This is a genomic window from Sphingomonas lacunae (assembly GCF_012979535.1).
GTDB classification, from domain to species: Bacteria; Pseudomonadota; Alphaproteobacteria; order Sphingomonadales; family Sphingomonadaceae; genus Sphingopyxis; species Sphingopyxis lacunae.
In genome coordinates this window covers 2,930,923-2,945,388 of the sequence record NZ_CP053015.1, presented here as the reverse complement: position 1 = coordinate 2,945,388, position 14,466 = coordinate 2,930,923, and the positions used below count along the sequence as shown (strand labels likewise).

The 14,466-nt window shown below is 62.4% G+C and carries 15 protein-coding genes; 4 read left to right on the top strand and 11 right to left on the bottom strand.

Features of this window, described 5'->3' with window-relative positions; genetic code table 11:
• Positions 1-38: 38 nt before the first annotated feature.
• On the top strand, positions 39-509 hold the full coding sequence (locus GV829_RS14070) for a cupin domain-containing protein (protein WP_169947661.1): 471 nt from the start codon (positions 39-41) through the stop codon (positions 507-509).
• 4 nt (positions 510-513) lie between these two features.
• Here GV829_RS14070 and GV829_RS14065 read toward each other — a convergent pair whose 3' ends face one another.
• From GV829_RS14065 to GV829_RS14035, 7 genes are all read right to left on the bottom strand, one after another.
• Positions 514-1,188, bottom strand: a complete 675-nt coding sequence (locus GV829_RS14065; protein ID WP_212612181.1) for a glutathione S-transferase family protein — start codon at positions 1,186-1,188, stop codon at positions 514-516.
• Between the two features lie 71 nt (positions 1,189-1,259).
• Positions 1,260-1,922 (bottom strand): ribosome biogenesis GTP-binding protein YihA/YsxC, encoded by a 663-nt coding sequence (gene yihA, locus GV829_RS14060; RefSeq protein ID WP_169947657.1) that lies wholly within the window; start codon positions 1,920-1,922, stop codon positions 1,260-1,262.
• On the bottom strand, positions 1,919-3,640 hold the full coding sequence (yidC, locus tag GV829_RS14055; protein ID WP_169947655.1) for a membrane protein insertase YidC: 1,722 nt from the start codon (positions 3,638-3,640) through the stop codon (positions 1,919-1,921). Before yidC ends, yihA begins: the two co-directional genes overlap by 4 nt.
• 63 nt (positions 3,641-3,703) lie before the next feature.
• Positions 3,704-3,916 carry a membrane protein insertion efficiency factor YidD gene (gene yidD / locus GV829_RS14050; RefSeq protein WP_169947653.1) on the bottom strand — a complete coding sequence of 71 codons (213 nt, stop codon included), beginning with the start codon at positions 3,914-3,916 and terminating at the stop codon, positions 3,704-3,706.
• A complete protein-coding gene (gene rnpA / locus GV829_RS14045) occupies positions 3,913-4,224 on the bottom strand; it encodes a ribonuclease P protein component (RefSeq protein WP_246203127.1) in 312 nt (103 codons plus the stop codon). Before rnpA ends, yidD begins: the two co-directional genes overlap by 4 nt.
• A 100-nt stretch (positions 4,225-4,324) precedes the next feature.
• Complete coding sequence (gene rpmH / locus GV829_RS14040; RefSeq protein WP_169947651.1) at positions 4,325-4,459, bottom strand: 50S ribosomal protein L34; 135 nt, start codon at positions 4,457-4,459, stop codon at positions 4,325-4,327.
• A 124-nt stretch (positions 4,460-4,583) separates the two neighbouring features.
• Positions 4,584-5,372 (bottom strand): alpha/beta hydrolase, encoded by a 789-nt coding sequence (locus GV829_RS14035; protein WP_169947649.1) that lies wholly within the window; start codon positions 5,370-5,372, stop codon positions 4,584-4,586.
• Positions 5,373-5,720: 348 nt separating this feature from the next.
• Here GV829_RS14035 and GV829_RS14030 point away from each other — a divergent pair, with 348 nt between their 5' ends.
• Positions 5,721-7,229: a YifB family Mg chelatase-like AAA ATPase gene (locus GV829_RS14030; RefSeq protein ID WP_169948431.1), complete on the top strand. Its 1,509-nt coding sequence runs from the start codon at positions 5,721-5,723 to the stop codon at positions 7,227-7,229.
• A gap of 6 nt (positions 7,230-7,235) precedes the next feature.
• Here GV829_RS14030 and GV829_RS14025 read toward each other — a convergent pair whose 3' ends face one another.
• Positions 7,236-7,628: a bactofilin family protein gene (locus GV829_RS14025; RefSeq protein WP_169947647.1), complete on the bottom strand. Its 393-nt coding sequence runs from the start codon at positions 7,626-7,628 to the stop codon at positions 7,236-7,238.
• Position 7,629: 1 nt separating this feature from the next.
• Positions 7,630-8,793: a M23 family metallopeptidase gene (locus GV829_RS14020; protein ID WP_169947645.1), complete on the bottom strand. Its 1,164-nt coding sequence runs from the start codon at positions 8,791-8,793 to the stop codon at positions 7,630-7,632.
• A 285-nt stretch (positions 8,794-9,078) separates the two neighbouring features.
• Between GV829_RS14020 and GV829_RS14015 the strand changes: the two genes are divergently transcribed.
• Complete coding sequence (locus GV829_RS14015; protein ID WP_169947642.1) at positions 9,079-9,465, top strand: DUF805 domain-containing protein; 387 nt, start codon at positions 9,079-9,081, stop codon at positions 9,463-9,465.
• Between the two features lie 108 nt (positions 9,466-9,573).
• Positions 9,574-10,962 (top strand): methyltransferase family protein, encoded by a 1,389-nt coding sequence (locus GV829_RS14010; RefSeq protein ID WP_169947640.1) that lies wholly within the window; start codon positions 9,574-9,576, stop codon positions 10,960-10,962.
• A 12-nt stretch (positions 10,963-10,974) separates the two neighbouring features.
• Here GV829_RS14010 and GV829_RS14005 read toward each other — a convergent pair whose 3' ends face one another.
• On the bottom strand, positions 10,975-12,348 hold the full coding sequence (locus GV829_RS14005) for a glutamate--cysteine ligase (RefSeq protein WP_169947638.1): 1,374 nt from the start codon (positions 12,346-12,348) through the stop codon (positions 10,975-10,977).
• An 85-nt stretch (positions 12,349-12,433) separates the two neighbouring features.
• Positions 12,434-14,323: a proprotein convertase P-domain-containing protein gene (locus GV829_RS14000; RefSeq protein WP_246202905.1), complete on the bottom strand. Its 1,890-nt coding sequence runs from the start codon at positions 14,321-14,323 to the stop codon at positions 12,434-12,436.
• Between the last annotated feature and the right edge of the window lie 143 nt (positions 14,324-14,466).

Below are 14,466 nucleotides of genomic sequence, written 5' to 3'. Positions count from 1 at the left end.
CATAGCGGCAGAATGAAGTGGCTGCAAAGGAGTGCCCCATGCCCAAGCTTGATCTCGACGCCATCCCGCAGACCAACGCCACCGGCTATCCTGAACAATTTGCAGAGCCGGTGAAGGGGCGTTGGTATCGGCGGCTCGCACCTGCAACCGGTCTCACAGATTTTGCCGCCAGCCATGTGGTGCTCAAACCCGGTGCCTGGTCATCGCAGCGGCACTGGCACAATGGTGAGGACGAGATGCTGGTGATGATCAGCGGCGAGGCGGTGTTGGTCGAGGATGACGGCGAATGGGTGATGAGGGCTGGAGACATCGCCGTCTGGCCCAAGGGCTGCACCAATGGCCATCATCTGCGCAATGACAGCGACGCCGATTGCGTGTTTGTCGCGCTCGGTGGCGGCAAGCGCTGTGATACTGGCGGCGGCTATTCGGACATCGACATGCTGTTCACCCCCGACGGGCGCTACACAACCAAGGATGGCGTGAACTATCCTGCGAAGCGGATACCCTGAACAATCAACCCTGCGCCGGGCCCTCGAACTTCTCGATCACCATATCCTCCTCCTGCGCGCCGCCAATCCATTCCTGCATGTGCGGGTGGCTGATGACGGCCTGCATATAGGGCAGGGCAAAGCGCGGCATGGGCATCGAATAGGTGATGAAGCGGGTGACCACCGGCGCGAACATCATGTCCGCCGCGCTCCACGCTCCGAACAGATAATCGCCTGCCCCGCCAAAGCGCGCGCGGGCTTCCGCCCAGAGTTGCAGAATGCGGATCACGTCGGCCTCCACCTCGGGCAGAAGGGGCGCGGGCGGATAGATACGCTTGATGTTCATGCTGTGGGTGCGCCGCAAGGCGGCAAAGCTTGAATGCATCTCTGCCGCCATGGATCGTGCCATGGCAAAGGCGGCGGGGTCTTCCGGCCAATAGCCGCGCGTCCGGCCGGTCTTGAGGTCGCAATAATCGACGATGGCGAGGCTGTCCCAAACCACCGTGTCGTCGCCGTCCCACAGGATGGGCACCTTGCCGCCCGATGGAGCGAACTCGTCGCCTTCGCGGGCCTTGTCCCAGGCCTCGTCATAGAGCGGGACCTTGACCTCCTCAAAAGGCAAGCCGCTGTGGCGAACGGCGAGCCAGCCGCGGAGGCTCCAGCTCGAATAGGTCTTGTTGCCGATGAACAGTTTCATGATGCGTCCGCGATGGTGGCCGGATGGGCCATCTTATGCGCTGACCATGAGCTTGTCGAAGGGTGAAAGGGCGATCAGAGTTCGGCGGCTTCGAGGACAGCGGCGCGCAGTTCGGCGATGCCGTGGCCGGTCTCGGCTGCGGTGGCCAGCACATCGGGGTGCGCGGCGGGACGCTTGCGGATCTCGGTCGCGACCTTGGCGGTGGTCGCGTTGAGCTCGCTCGGCTTGATCTTGTCGCCCTTGGTCAGGACGATGCGATAGCTGACGGCCGCCGTGTCGAGCATGTCGAGGATTTCGCGGTCGACATCCTTGAGGCCATGGCGGCTGTCGATCAGCACCAGCGCGCGTTTCAGCACCTGGCGGCCGCGCAGATAGTCATTGATCAGGTGCCGCCATTTCTTGACAACATCCTTCGGCGCTTCGGCAAAGCCATAGCCCGGCATGTCAACGATGCGGAAGGCGAGCGGATCGCCCACGTCAAAGAAGTTCAGTTCCTGCGTCCGCCCCGGCGTGTTTGACGCGCGGGCCAGCGCCTTGCGGCCGGTCAGCGCGTTGATCAGCGTCGACTTGCCGACATTGGACCGGCCGGCAATGGCGATTTCGGGCGCGTCGGGGGCGGGCAGATGCTCCAGCTTCGGTGCGGACTTGAGGAAGTCCACCCGACCGGAAAACAGCTTGCGCGCCCGCTCGATACGCTCTTCCAGAGCTGCGGCGTCAAGATCGTCGGCGTTGCTCACTTGGCCGCCATCGCTTCCTTCATCTGCGGATAGCGGGCATAGAGCAAGCGCTGCTGACCGATCGACAGGATATTGTTGGTGATCCAGTACAGCAGCAAGCCGGCGGCGAACGGGGCCATGATGAACATCATCATCCACGGCATGATCGAGAATACTTGCGCCTGGATCGGGTCAGCCGGCGGCGGGTTCAGCTTGAACTGCAGATACATGGTGATGCCCAGCAGAATGGCCAGTACACCGATGCCCAGGAAGGCAGGCGGGGTAAAGGGCAGCAGGCCGAACAGGTTGAGGATGTGCAGCGGATCAGGTGCTGACAGATCCTTGATCCAGAGGGCGAACGGCTGGTGGCGCATTTCGACCGTCAGCATCAGCGACTTGTAGAGGGCGTAAAAGATCGGAATCTGGATGAGGATCGGCAGACAACCGGCCAGCGGATTGATCTTTTCGGTCTTGTAGAGCGCCATCATCTCCTGCTGCATACGCGGCTTGTCGTCGGCGTATTTCTCCTGCAGCGCCTTCACCTTGGGCTGGAGGACGCGCATCGCCGCCATGCTCTGGAACTGCTTTTGCGCAATCGGATACATGACAAGGCGGATGATCAGCGTCAGGGCCATGATGGCCACACCGAAATTGCCAATATGGGCGAACAGCCAGTCGAGCAGGTAAAAGATCGGCTTGGCAAACCAGATGAACCAGCCCCAGTCAGTGGCGCGGTCGAGCAGGGTTATGCCCTGTTCGTCAGCATAGCCGTCGAGCACCCGCGTTTCCTTGGCACCTGCAAAAATGCGACTTTCGGTCGTGCTGCTGCTGTTCGGGGCGACGATTTTTTCGGTGGTAGCGAAATCGGCCTGGTAAAGATTGTTCGCTCCATGGCGGATGCTGGTGTCCACAACAGCATTCTGCGCGGGCATGACAGCGCCGAGCCAGAAATGATCGGTGAAGCCCAGCCAGCCACCGGTCGAGCGCTTCGCCAGCGTGCCCTGGGGCGCTTCGTCAATATCGTCCTTGTCGATATATTCGGCTGTTTCATTGAACACGCCCATCGCGCCATTGTGGATTGTCCAGCTGTCGGGATCAGGTGAGGTGCCAATGCGGGTCAGCGAGCTGAAGGCGCTGGCTGCGACCGGAGCTGAACCACGGTTGGTCATCACCTGTTTGGCGGTGAACATATATTTGTCATCGACCGACAGGGTGATAGCAAACTGCTGTCCCTGGCCATTGTCCCAGGTAAGTGTCACCGGTGATGTTGGGGTGAGTTTGGCACCGGCAGGTGCGGTCCAAACGGCACCTGCGGTCGGCGCTACAAGCCCGGCTCCGGCCCAGCCGAGGGTCGCGAAATAGGCCTTGGCCGTGCCGCCGGGTGCGAACAGGCGCACCGGTGGGCTGTCCTTGGCCAGTGTCTCGCGATAGCGGACCAGTTCCAGATCATCAATGCGTGCGCCGGTGAGATTGATCGAACCCTTGAGCGTCGGCGTTTCGATGGGGATGCGGCCGCCGGTGGCCACTGCCTGCGCCACGCTGACCGGACGGGCAACGGCCGCTGCGGTTGGCACGACGGCCGGTGCTGCTGCTGATGTCGCCGGTGCGCCAGCGACAGTGGTTGACGCTGTGACGGGCGCATTTGGCTGAGGGAAGAAGCGTTCTGTCAGATAGGGCCAGCCGAACAGGATCAGGGCGATCAGCACCATTGCGACGACGATATTGCGTTTGTCTTCCACGGTTCAGGCGTCTTTCATAGCGTTGCAGCGGCGCGAGGCAGCTGGTTGCCGGTCTATATAGTGTTACGGGACGGGATCGTAACCATGCCCACCCCAAGGATGGCAGCGCAGTATACGTTTCAGGGCCAACCATCCACCCTTGATCGCGCCATGCTTGCTGATTGCCTCTATCGCATATTGGCTGCACGATGGAGCGAAGCGGCACGATGGGGGCAAAATGCGCGATGGTCCGATCTGCCACAGGCGCGCAACCGCAATCATCAGCTTGCCGATCATGCCGCGGCCCCATCCCCTGAGTGGCGCTGGCGTTCCGCCAATCGCCGTTCCGCTTTGGCCAGTGCCTTTGTGATGTCGGTGGTCAGGCGCTCATGATCCCGCGTCAAAGCATCGGGCCGGCCGATCAGCACATGATCGGCTCCGGTCAGCGCATGGGTGGGAAATACATCCCGGATAATGGCGCGAAATCGGCGTTTGACACGATTACGGATTACCGCGCCGCCGAGGCGTTTGGTCGCGGTAACGCCATATCCGGCATCGGGTTGGTCATCGCCGCGCGGATGCACCAGCAACACGAACGCGGGCATGGGCACGCGAACGCCGGCATTGGCGGCGAGAAATTCTGATCGCCGCGTCAGGCGGCGGATCGGCACGGCAGGGGTGTCCCCCGAAGCCAGCGTGTCAGGCTCAGGCCGACAGCTTGGAACGACCGCGGGCACGACGGGCGCGCAAGACGGCGCGGCCACCCACAGTCGCCGTGCGGGCGCGGAAACCGTGACGGCGGGCGCGGACGAGGTTGCTGGGCTGGAAGGTGCGCTTCATGGTCGAACTTTCTTCGCGAAACTGTAATGAAAAGGGCCGCCAAGCGAGAGGCGGCCTCTAATGAAGGCGGCGCTAGGGGATTCGGGCGGGAAAGTCAACGTATCTTGCGGCGCTGGCGAAGGAGTCAGCCAGATACTTCGGCAAGACCCAAGCGAGCCATGTCAGCGGCGGTCAGGGTGCGGACCGATTCGAACGGCACGCTGTTGGTAAGGGCGTAAAACTGGCGCGCTGTCCGGTCAGACAGCCCCATTTCCCGGTAATAGTTGATGTATTCGAGATTGACCGGATCATTGGCGGCAAAATCATGCGCTTGCATCCCGTCGTCGTCCCGCCAGCTGTGCACGCCGAATTCGGCGCTCTGGTCTGCGGTCCGGCGAATCCCGGCGAGGAACAGGTCGACCGCGCCCGAACGGATAGAACCACCGCGTGGCACATGGGTTTCCAGCCCTGCCTGCCGCACCTGGCGGGCCAGCATATGGTTGGCTGCTTCGTCGATGGAACCCGGACATTCGACCATCACCAGCCGGCGCACGCCGGGGTGTGTCGCCATCAATCGGGCCAACTGATAGGGACTGTCGCTGTCGACAGTGCCAATCATCTCTATCGTGTCAGGCGTGACCAGATAAAAGGGACCAAGCCGGGCAATGGGCGTGCGGCTGGGGCCAAAGTCGAGCGGATCTTCACGAACGGATGTAACGGCAGTGACGGCAAACCGGCTGGTGCCCTCTCCCGCGTCATAGAGCATGGCCGGGCTTTCGTCGTCCGGCAACAGCACGGTCTCTTCGACCGTTTCGCTCCAGCTCAGGCTCTGGTCATCGCTCGCAATGCCGCCGGTGTCGATGATCATCGCGGTCGCGGTGGTGAGCCGGACAGTCCCCTCCGCCGCCTGTGCCGCGATGGGGGCCGCGGCCATGGCTGTCGGGATCGAGCAAGCCAAAAGGAGGCGACGAAGGAGAGGAAAGATGCTGTTCACCGCCAAACGGGTGACCCAATGCCCCTTACCATGGCACCACCGGGCGCGGTTAGGCCGCTGTTTACCCTGCCTTCTGTCACGGATCGGGACGAGATGTGGCGATACCCAGCCAATGGTGATGGCTCCGCGAAGGCGCTTGCCTCGCTGGTTGAGCAGTTGCCGTTCAGGCCATGGCAACAATTTCGCTCTCGACTCACCCCTTGCGGCATGTCACCAAGGCGAAAGGAACAAAGGCGGCACAGCGATATTTCGGGGCGCTGCGCCGGAGCATGGATGGGGGATCCCCGAATGGTCGCCATTGCCGCGACGGTTGCCTATCTCGGCCTTGAGGCCGTGGGTGTGGAAGTGCAGTGCCAGATTGCGCCCGGCGTGCCAGGCTTTGTCATCGTCGGCCTGCCGGACAAGGCGGTGGCTGAAAGCCGTGAGCGGGTGAGGGCGGCCATATCCGCCATCGGTCTGTCGCTCCCGCCCAAGCGGATTACCGTCAACCTCTCCCCTGCTGATCTGCCCAAGGAAGGGTCGCATTATGACCTGCCGATCGCGCTGGCTTTGCTCGGCGCCATGGGTGTGGTCGATGCGGAGACGCTGTCGAGCTATGTCGTCGTTGGCGAACTGGGGCTCGACGGACGGATTGCCGGATCTCCGGGCGTGCTGCTCGCGGCGCTGCATGCGAGCGAGGCGGGGCTTGGCCTCATCTGCCCGGCTGCACAGGGACCCGAAGCAGCCTGGGCAGGGGAGGTGGAGGTGATTGCCGCGCCTGACCTGCTCGCCCTGCTCAACCACATGAACAAGACCGGCCACATCCCGCCGCCCGTGCTGGCACAGGCTGATGCGCCGGTCCGCGCCGTCGATATGGCGCAGGTGAAGGGACAGGAAACGGCGCGGCGAGCAATCGAAATTGCGGCGGCGGGCGGTCACAACCTGCTGATGGTCGGGCCGCCGGGAGCGGGAAAATCATTGCTCGCCGCTTGCCTGCCCGGAATATTGCCGGACCTGACTCCCGCCGAGGCGCTGGAGGTTTCGATGGTCGCTTCGGTCGCCGGAACGCTTGAAGGCGGCAAGCTGGTCCGCTCCCGCCCGTTCCGAAGCCCGCACCACAGCGCCTCGATGCCGGCGCTGGTCGGCGGTGGATTGCGCGTGCGGCCGGGGGAGGTCAGCCTCGCGCACCTCGGTGTCCTGTTCCTCGACGAATTGCCCGAATTCCAGCGCCCGGTGCTCGACAGCCTGCGCCAGCCGCTCGAAACCGGTGTCGTCAGCGTGGCGCGGGCCAATGCCCATGTCACCTTTCCGGCGCGGGTGCAGCTGGTGGCGGCGATGAACCCGTGCCGCTGCGGCCATTTGGGTGATGCCGCGCTCGCCTGTTCACGTGCGCCGCGTTGTGCTGCCGATTATCAGGCGCGGGTATCCGGCCCGCTGCTCGACCGCATTGACCTGAGTGTCGAGGTCGAAGCGGTGAGCGCCGCTGATCTGGTCAATCCGGCGCCGTCAGAGGGCAGTGATGCCGTCGCCGCCCGCGTCGCCGCGGCGCGCGCGCGGCAGACGGCGCGCTATGCCGGGGGCAAGGCGCGGACCAATGCCGAGGCCGACGGCCCGGAGCTGGAGGATCATGCCACGCCGGATGAACCCGGCAAGGCGCTGCTCGCGCAAGCCGCCGCCGCCATGCGCCTGTCCGCGCGCGGCTATACGCGGGTGCTCAGGGTAGCCCGGACTATTGCCGATCTGGCGGGCAGCGAGACGGTCGGTCGCATCCACATCGCCGAAGCATTGAGCTACCGGCGGCGGGCGCCGGTGAATTGACCGGGATTACCCTTGGTCAGTTGAGCCCAATTCGAGCATCGCCGGCCCGGCAGCAGCGGCGGCACCCGCGCCACGGCGGTGGGTGAAGCGGCCGTCGACCTGGCCGCCGGGCTCGATGACGAGATTTTCGTAGGTCACGTCGCCGTTGATCCGGGCGGTCGACTGGATGGTGAGGTCGCGGGCGGTGATGCTGCCATCGACGGTGCCGGCCAGCTTGGCGGACTCGGCTACAATCGCGCCCTTGATCAGGCTGTCGGCGCCCTGCACGAGGTTGGCGCAGGCAAGGTCGCCTTCGATGCGGCCGTCGAGATGCAGATCGACTGTCGCCGAGACATTGCCTGTGATCACGACATCACTGCCAAGCACCGAAAAGGTCACGTTGCGTGCGCCGGTAGCCATCCTAGCGGGCACCTGCACGGGTGCGGACTCGCTCGCCTGCGTCGGCTTGGACCTCGAGAACATCGCTGTTTGACTCCAGAAAACGGCGCGGATTGACGGCGGTGCCGTTGACGCGAACCTCAAAATGAAGGTGGGTGCCGGTCGATCGGCCGGTCGAACCCATGCGTGCGATCAACTGTCCCGGCGCAACGCGCTGGCCTGCGCGGGCGGCAAAGCCCGAAAGGTGGGCATAGCGGGTGATGATGCCATGACCATGATCGACCTCGACGACATTGCCATAGCCAGCCTTGCGCCCGGCGAAGCTGATCGTTCCGGCGGCAGCGGAATAAATCGGGCTGCCATGCGGTCCCTTGAAATCCAGCCCGGCGTGCATCGCGCCCGCACCGGTGAAGGGATCGCGCCTATAGCCGAAGCCGGACGACAGGTTCATACCAGCCGCCGGAATGGTGGAGGGCAGGGAAAGGACCAGATTTTCGAGAAACTCCATCCGATCGATCGCCGCATCCAGCCGCTGGAACAGGGGTTCGCGTGGTGGCAACAGGCCATCGCGGTTCGCGGGGATGAAGGGACCGCCCTGGTTCGCGGTACTGCCGGGACGGATACCCACGGCGCGCAGGGCGGATTCCGCCCGTGCACTGCGTTCGGTGATCGCGGCGGTCATCGCCACGGCCAGTTGTTCCTGCCGCTGGCCGATGGCGCGGAGGACGCTGATCTTGTCGGCATCGGCGGGGAGCGTCGGGCTGGTGGCGCGCGCGGCGGCGGCTGCGGCGTCGCCCGCTGCCTTGGCATCTGCCTCAACCTCGACGCCAAGATGCTGGGTGACCACACCTTCAAGATATTTCTGCCGGGCATCAAGCCGTTCGGCGATATGCTCGATACGGCCGCTTTCACGGGCAACGCGCGCTTCTGCACGCTCGACGATCGCGGCGCGCGCGGCCACGTCCTGCCGCTGCCAAGCGGTTGCCGCCTGATAGGCCAGCATGCCTATGGTGAAGATGAGCCATGCGCCAAGCGCCAGCGACACGACCGTCGCGACCCGGCGCTGCACCTGCGCGCTCAGGCGGATGAAGCGGACATCGCCTCCGGTTCTTACAAAGATTTCATGATCGCGAAACAGGGCATTCCACCTTGTGGAAAGCGCTGTCAGGCGCTGCAGAACTTGCACTGAGGGCGACCCCGCTCTTTATCTTGCCCGAGACTCAAGGCGGGTCCGATAGCAGCAAGCCTTTGCGGGTCCGAATCCGACTCTCGTGACTCGTGACGAGTCGAAAGATTGTTACGACGAGATGCATTTTCCAGCCGAGCAATTGGTCTCCCAAGCGAAACGACTCGCACTTTTGCGGTGTTGCATATCGCTCCGCGAAGCGGCAGCATGCCCGCATGACAGAAGCTTTCTGTTGGAACCCGGGCGCCGTTATCCGACGGCGCAGCAGATGTAGGGGGAATAGCTATGGAATGGATGTTGGCTGCCTGGAAAAAATACGCCGATTTCTCGGGTCGCGCCCGGCGCATGGAATATTGGATGTTCGTGGTGGGCATTGTGGTTGCCGCCATCGTCCTGAGTATCATTGAATCGATACTGGGACTCTCGGGCATGGTTGGCGGTGCCTATGGACCGCTTACTAGCCTGTTGCTCCTGGCATGTATCGTTCCGGGCATTGCAGTGCAGGTCCGCCGTTTCCATGACCAGGATAAGTCGGGCTGGTTTGTGCTTCTCGGGTTCATTCCGATTGTCGGTGGCCTGATCGTGCTGATCTTCATGTTCCTCGAAGGAACCAAGGGGCCAAACCAATATGGTCCGGACCCCAAGGGCAGCGATGCGGCGACATTCAACTGACGACTGAGGTGGTTCCGGCGGGTAGATCATCTTTCCCGCCGGTGCCGCCCCCTTGCGCGATGGAAGAACGTTCACGTCGCATTGACCATTTTGCGGTAGATTGGCGCGATGACCAAGTCCGCCTCTTCCGCTGACCCGCAATCCGTCACTGCCACTGCCGCAGGAACAGCCGCTGATGCCACTGCATCCCATGTGGCCCGCCCCCGTTCGGCGGTAAGCAGCGGCGCCGGGATCGCCGGGCTTGCCGGATTGCTCGGCTGGTTTGCCATTGCCCGCTATTTTGGCATGAATGGCAACAACAGCGCACTGGCCAGCGTGTTTTTCTGCGGGCTGGCCATGGTTGCCTGGTCGTTGCTGGTGGACAAGGTTCATCGCAACCCGACGACGGGTATCGAATGGTCCCTGCGCCGCCCATGGCAAGAGGTTTTCGACATTTCGGTTGCCAAGCTCGCCGGCCTTTGGGCCACTTGGGCGATCATTGGCCTCGTCTATGGCCTGCTGCGCTATTATTGGCAGGGGCAATATGAATTTTCGATGTGGCTGTTCACCCGCATCGCCATTCCCCTTTTCTTCCTGTCGATCCCCTATGTGCTGTGGCTCGACCGCCGACTTACAGATCCGCAGGATGGCGCCTGGCACTTCGGCCGCTGGTTGCTGGGTGCGGATGATTTTGATGTCGAGATGGTCTGGAAGCACTGGCGTGCCTGGCTGGTGAAGGGCTTTTTCCTCGCCTTCATGGTGTCGATCGTGCCGGGCAATTTCATCGGCCTGATCATGCCGTCCTGGGAGGACATCATGGCCAATCCGGTCGCCTTTACCGGATTCGCCATTGCCTTTCTGTACATGATCGACGTCCATTTCGCGACCGTAGGCTATGTGCTGACCATGAAGCCGCTCGATGCCCACATCCGCACCGCCAATCCCTACGGCATGGCATGGGTGGCGGCGCTGGCCTGCTATCCGCCGTTCGTCCTGATGAACCCCGGCGGACCGCTCGACTATCATGTGAACACCGCCGACTGGAATGTCTGGTTCGATCATTGGCAGATGCCGGCCTGGTTCTATTGGGTCTGGGGCAGCATGCTCGCCGGCCTGACCGCCATTTACGCTTGGGCCACTGTTGCGTTCGGACCACGGTTTTCCAACCTGACCCACCGCGGGATCATTACGCACGGGCCGTATCGCTTCACCCGTCACCCGGCCTATCTGGCCAAGAACGCCTTTTGGTGGCTGTCTTCTCTGGTCATCCTCGACTGGAATGACGCGGGCATCTGGAGCGCGGTGCGCAATACGATGCTGCTCGCCTGTGTCAGCGGCATTTATTATTGGCGCGCCAAGACCGAGGAGCGACATCTGCTCGCCGATCCGGAGTATCGCGCCTATTGGGAATGGTCACAACAGCACGCTGTCGTGCCCCGCCTGTTCAGCCGGATCAGTGGCCTGTCGCGTCCTGTCATCACGCTGGAACCGGATCCGCGCGTCGGCCCGTCTGCCTGAGGCCAGGCGAGGTCAGAAGCTCTTTTCGGCGTAAACCCGGCTGATGTCGCCGCCCCATTCGCCGTGAAAGCGTTCGAGCAGGCGGTCAGCCGGCGTCTTGCCCTCGGCGACAATGTCGCGCAGCGGCTTGAGGAAGCCGACCTCATTGTCGCCCATCGAATTGACCTCGTCCCGGGCGGTGAGGCCAGTTGAAGCTATATCCAGCACATCGGCAGCGACCTGGTGCAGGGTCCGCCCATCCGGAGCGACCGCATTGAGCCCCATGCGCGGCACATCGTCGCGCAGCTTTTGCTGGGCCTCGATGCTCCAGTCACGGACGAGGTCCCAGGCGGCATCCAGTGCGCCCTGATCATAGAGCAGGCCGACCCAAAAGGCGGGCAGGGCACAGATGCGGTTCCACGGGCCGCCATCGGCGCCACGCATTTCGAGATAGGATTTGAGGCGCACTTCAGGGAAGGCGGTCGACAAATGGTCAACCCAGTCGCTGCGGGTCGGCTTCTCACCGGGCAGGACGGACAATTCGCCGTTGAGGAAATCTCGGAAGCTCAGGCCCGCCGCGTCAATGTAGCGGCCTTCGCGGAACACGAAGTACATTGGCACGTCGAGCATGTAATCGACGTAACGCTCATAGCCAAAGCCATCTTCGAAGACGAAGGGCAGCATGCCGGTGCGGTGCGGATCGGTGTCAGTCCAGATGTGGCTGCGATAGGAGAGGAAGCCGTTGGGTTTACCCTCGAGGAAGGGGGAGTTGGCAAACAGCGCGGTCGCCAGCGGTTGCAGTGCCAGCGATACGCGGAATTTCTGCACCATATCCGCCTCGCTCGCATAGTCGAGGTTGGTCTGGATGGTGCAGGTGCGCAACATCATGTCGAGGCCCATGGTGCCGACGCGCGGCATGTGGCGCAGCATTATTTCGTACCGCCCCTTGGGCATGATCGGCAGGACTTCGCGGGTCTTGTCAGGCCACATGCCAAGACCCATGAAGCCGAGGCCGAGTTCGGCGCCCACTTCCTTCACCTGTTTCAGGTGACGGCCGGTTTCAGCACATGTCTGGTGCAGGTTGACAAGCGGCGCGCCTGACAGTTCGAGCTGTCCGGCGGGTTCGAGGCTGACGGTGCCGTCGCTACCCGAAAGGGCGATCACCTTGCCGCCCTCGACCACCGGCTCCCAGCCATAGCGGGTCAGCGCCATCAACAGGTCATGAATGCCGCCCGGTTCCTCATAGGAGGGCGCGCCATGGTCGGACAGGCGATAGACGAGCTTCTCATGCTCGGTGCCGATGCGCCAGCGTTCCTTGGGCTTTTCACCGGCCTGCATGGGCGCGACGAGATCGTCGCGGCTGTCAATTTGAGGATCGTTGCGATCTGAAACCTGTCTCGTGCTCATGGCGCGGCATTATCGGCCTGCCCGGAACATTGCCAGAGGGATTTGCACTCCATCAAATCAGTTGAGATTGGCTTGTAGCCGACCGTCAGTTGACCGTGGCAGAGAATCGCAAGGCAAAGGTGCTGGCCGGTCCGATCGACGCGGCGGTGCCAATGATGGTTGTCCCGGACAGCTGCGCTCCAAAAGGATCGCTTTCGTCGGCGCCGGAGGCATTATCATCTTCTGCAGTGGTGGCGCCCGCACAACTTGTGCCGCTGGCCATGCTACCCGGCACATAAGTAAGGTTGGCCGGGATTGTGTCGGTTACGGCGATGGCGGTGGTGGTGGCACTGCCCGGATTGGTGACCAACAGGCAATATCGGACCACGGCGCCCGGAATCATCGCCGGATTAGTGGTTCCGTTGACCGGATCACTGATAACGCTGCTCGACTTGGCGATGCTCAATGTCGCCTGGGGCCGGCAAAAGGTGATGTCATGGATGGCGATGGCCTGTTGTCCCGGATTGGCCGGCGCCAGGCTGTGGTTGCCATAGCTGATGACAATGGTGTCGACAGGCGAGGTGAAAGTAACCACGACATTGCCATTGCCGCTGGTGTCTCCGGACGTGGCATCGCCAAAGGCGCTGTTGCCGATGACATAATTGGCAATTCCGTTGGTCAGCACCGGTGTCACATTCGCTCCGTTGAATGTGCCGGTAACCGTAACGCGATCGGCAAACTGGCCGCTGGCGAAATCGACGTCGAAAATGCGGAACTGCAAACCGGGAACCGCCGTGGGCAAGGTGATGGTGGTGACGGCCGATTGGGTCTGGTTCGCCATGTCAGTCAGTTGGAACAACGACTGGCCAGCCCCCGCTATGCCGCCGTTGACCGCAGTCTGTTCCGCTGGGCTCAGCCCGCCATAAGTGGCGTTGTTAAGCCATGTGCCCGGATTGGTGATCGTCCAGCCGACCGTGCCGATATTGGCAATTCCATAGCTGTTTGATGTTGAGCCTGCAGCCCATGTGACGGCGTCCCAATCATGCACGGTCGTCAGCGGACAGGTCAGGACAGGAGGTGTTCCCGCAACGCGGGTGCCGGATACCGTAAAGGTCGCCTGCGCATCGTCATCCTCCGTGACCGATCCGTTGTTGGGTGTCGAATCCAGATCGGTCAGTGAACTGGTCCGTATCTCGGCAAAACTGGTGATGGTTGCGCCCGCTGAGGCTGTGACCGTTGCCGTAATGGTGATGGTCGCCGAGGCACCCGGCGCCAGATTGGGCACAGTCCAGATACCGGTACCACTGTTGAAACTGCCTGATCCGCTGGCGGAGACAAAGGATGTGCCCAACGGCAGAATATTGCCGACGGTTATGCCCGTCGCCGCCTGTGACGGGGCGCCAGCGTTGGTGACAGTGAGCGTATAGCTGATGGTCGCGCCATTGGCCGGGCTGGCATTATTGACGCTGCTGGTCAGTGACAGGTCGGCATAATTGGCCGGCACCTGTGTCAAGTACAGGTCGGCGCGCTGGAAAGTGCCATCATCGGCTCCCGGAAACAGATCGCAGATTTCGAGGCGCCATGTGCCGGCGCTATTCTGCCCGTTGAAGGCTGAGAGCAGAGCATTCGGACGGAACTGGTTCTGATAGGGCGGGGCCGTTGTCGTGTGATTGGTGCTGCCATCAGTGTTGACCAGCGTCGCGACCGCATCGTCCAGCCGGACGTTGAAATTGTCCCCGTCTACCGCGTTGATGTCGCCATTGACCAACTGGACCCGCGTACCGGCAGGAGATTGCAGGGTGATCTGCATGTCGCCGCGCCATGTATGGGTGGCCAGCACTCCCAAATCAACATCGCTGACGGTAAAGCTGGTTCCTACTGTGAAGTTGCGCACAAGCGGAGCTGCACAGGTGGTCGATCCATTGATCGCACCTGTCGTCGTGTTGCTGAACGTCGATGTTTGCGCCAGGGCCGGTGCGCCCAGCACAGCAAGCACCGCTGCGACGAATCCAATAAAAAGACGTCGCAGCAATGGGATGACGGATAGTCCGTCCTTGTTACTCAGCATGTCTGGTCCACGCATGCATTTCCAATAGCCGATCGGCTCTAACAGCGGGTTAATCGGCGTTTGGAGGCATG

Bases quoted from the DNA above. Each gene is read 5' to 3' on its own strand.
- GV829_RS14070 (WP_169947661.1), top strand. From the start codon at position 39: ATGCCCAAGCTTGATCTCGACGCCATCCCGCAGACCAACGCCACCGGC.
- yidD (WP_169947653.1), bottom strand. From the start codon at position 3,916: ATGATCGGCAAGCTGATGATTGCGGTTGCGCGCCTGTGGCAGATCGGA.
- rnpA (WP_246203127.1), bottom strand. From the start codon at position 4,224: ATGCCCGCGTTCGTGTTGCTGGTGCATCCGCGCGGCGATGACCAACCC.
- rpmH (WP_169947651.1), bottom strand. From the start codon at position 4,459: ATGAAGCGCACCTTCCAGCCCAGCAACCTCGTCCGCGCCCGCCGTCAC.
- GV829_RS14035 (WP_169947649.1), bottom strand. From the start codon at position 5,372: ATGGCCGCGGCCCCCATCGCGGCACAGGCGGCGGAGGGGACTGTCCGG.
- GV829_RS14030 (WP_169948431.1), top strand. From the start codon at position 5,721: ATGGTCGCCATTGCCGCGACGGTTGCCTATCTCGGCCTTGAGGCCGTG.
- GV829_RS14025 (WP_169947647.1), bottom strand. From the start codon at position 7,628: ATGGCTACCGGCGCACGCAACGTGACCTTTTCGGTGCTTGGCAGTGAT.
- GV829_RS14015 (WP_169947642.1), top strand. From the start codon at position 9,079: ATGGAATGGATGTTGGCTGCCTGGAAAAAATACGCCGATTTCTCGGGT.
- GV829_RS14010 (WP_169947640.1), top strand. From the start codon at position 9,574: ATGACCAAGTCCGCCTCTTCCGCTGACCCGCAATCCGTCACTGCCACT.
- GV829_RS14005 (WP_169947638.1), bottom strand. From the start codon at position 12,348: ATGAGCACGAGACAGGTTTCAGATCGCAACGATCCTCAAATTGACAGC.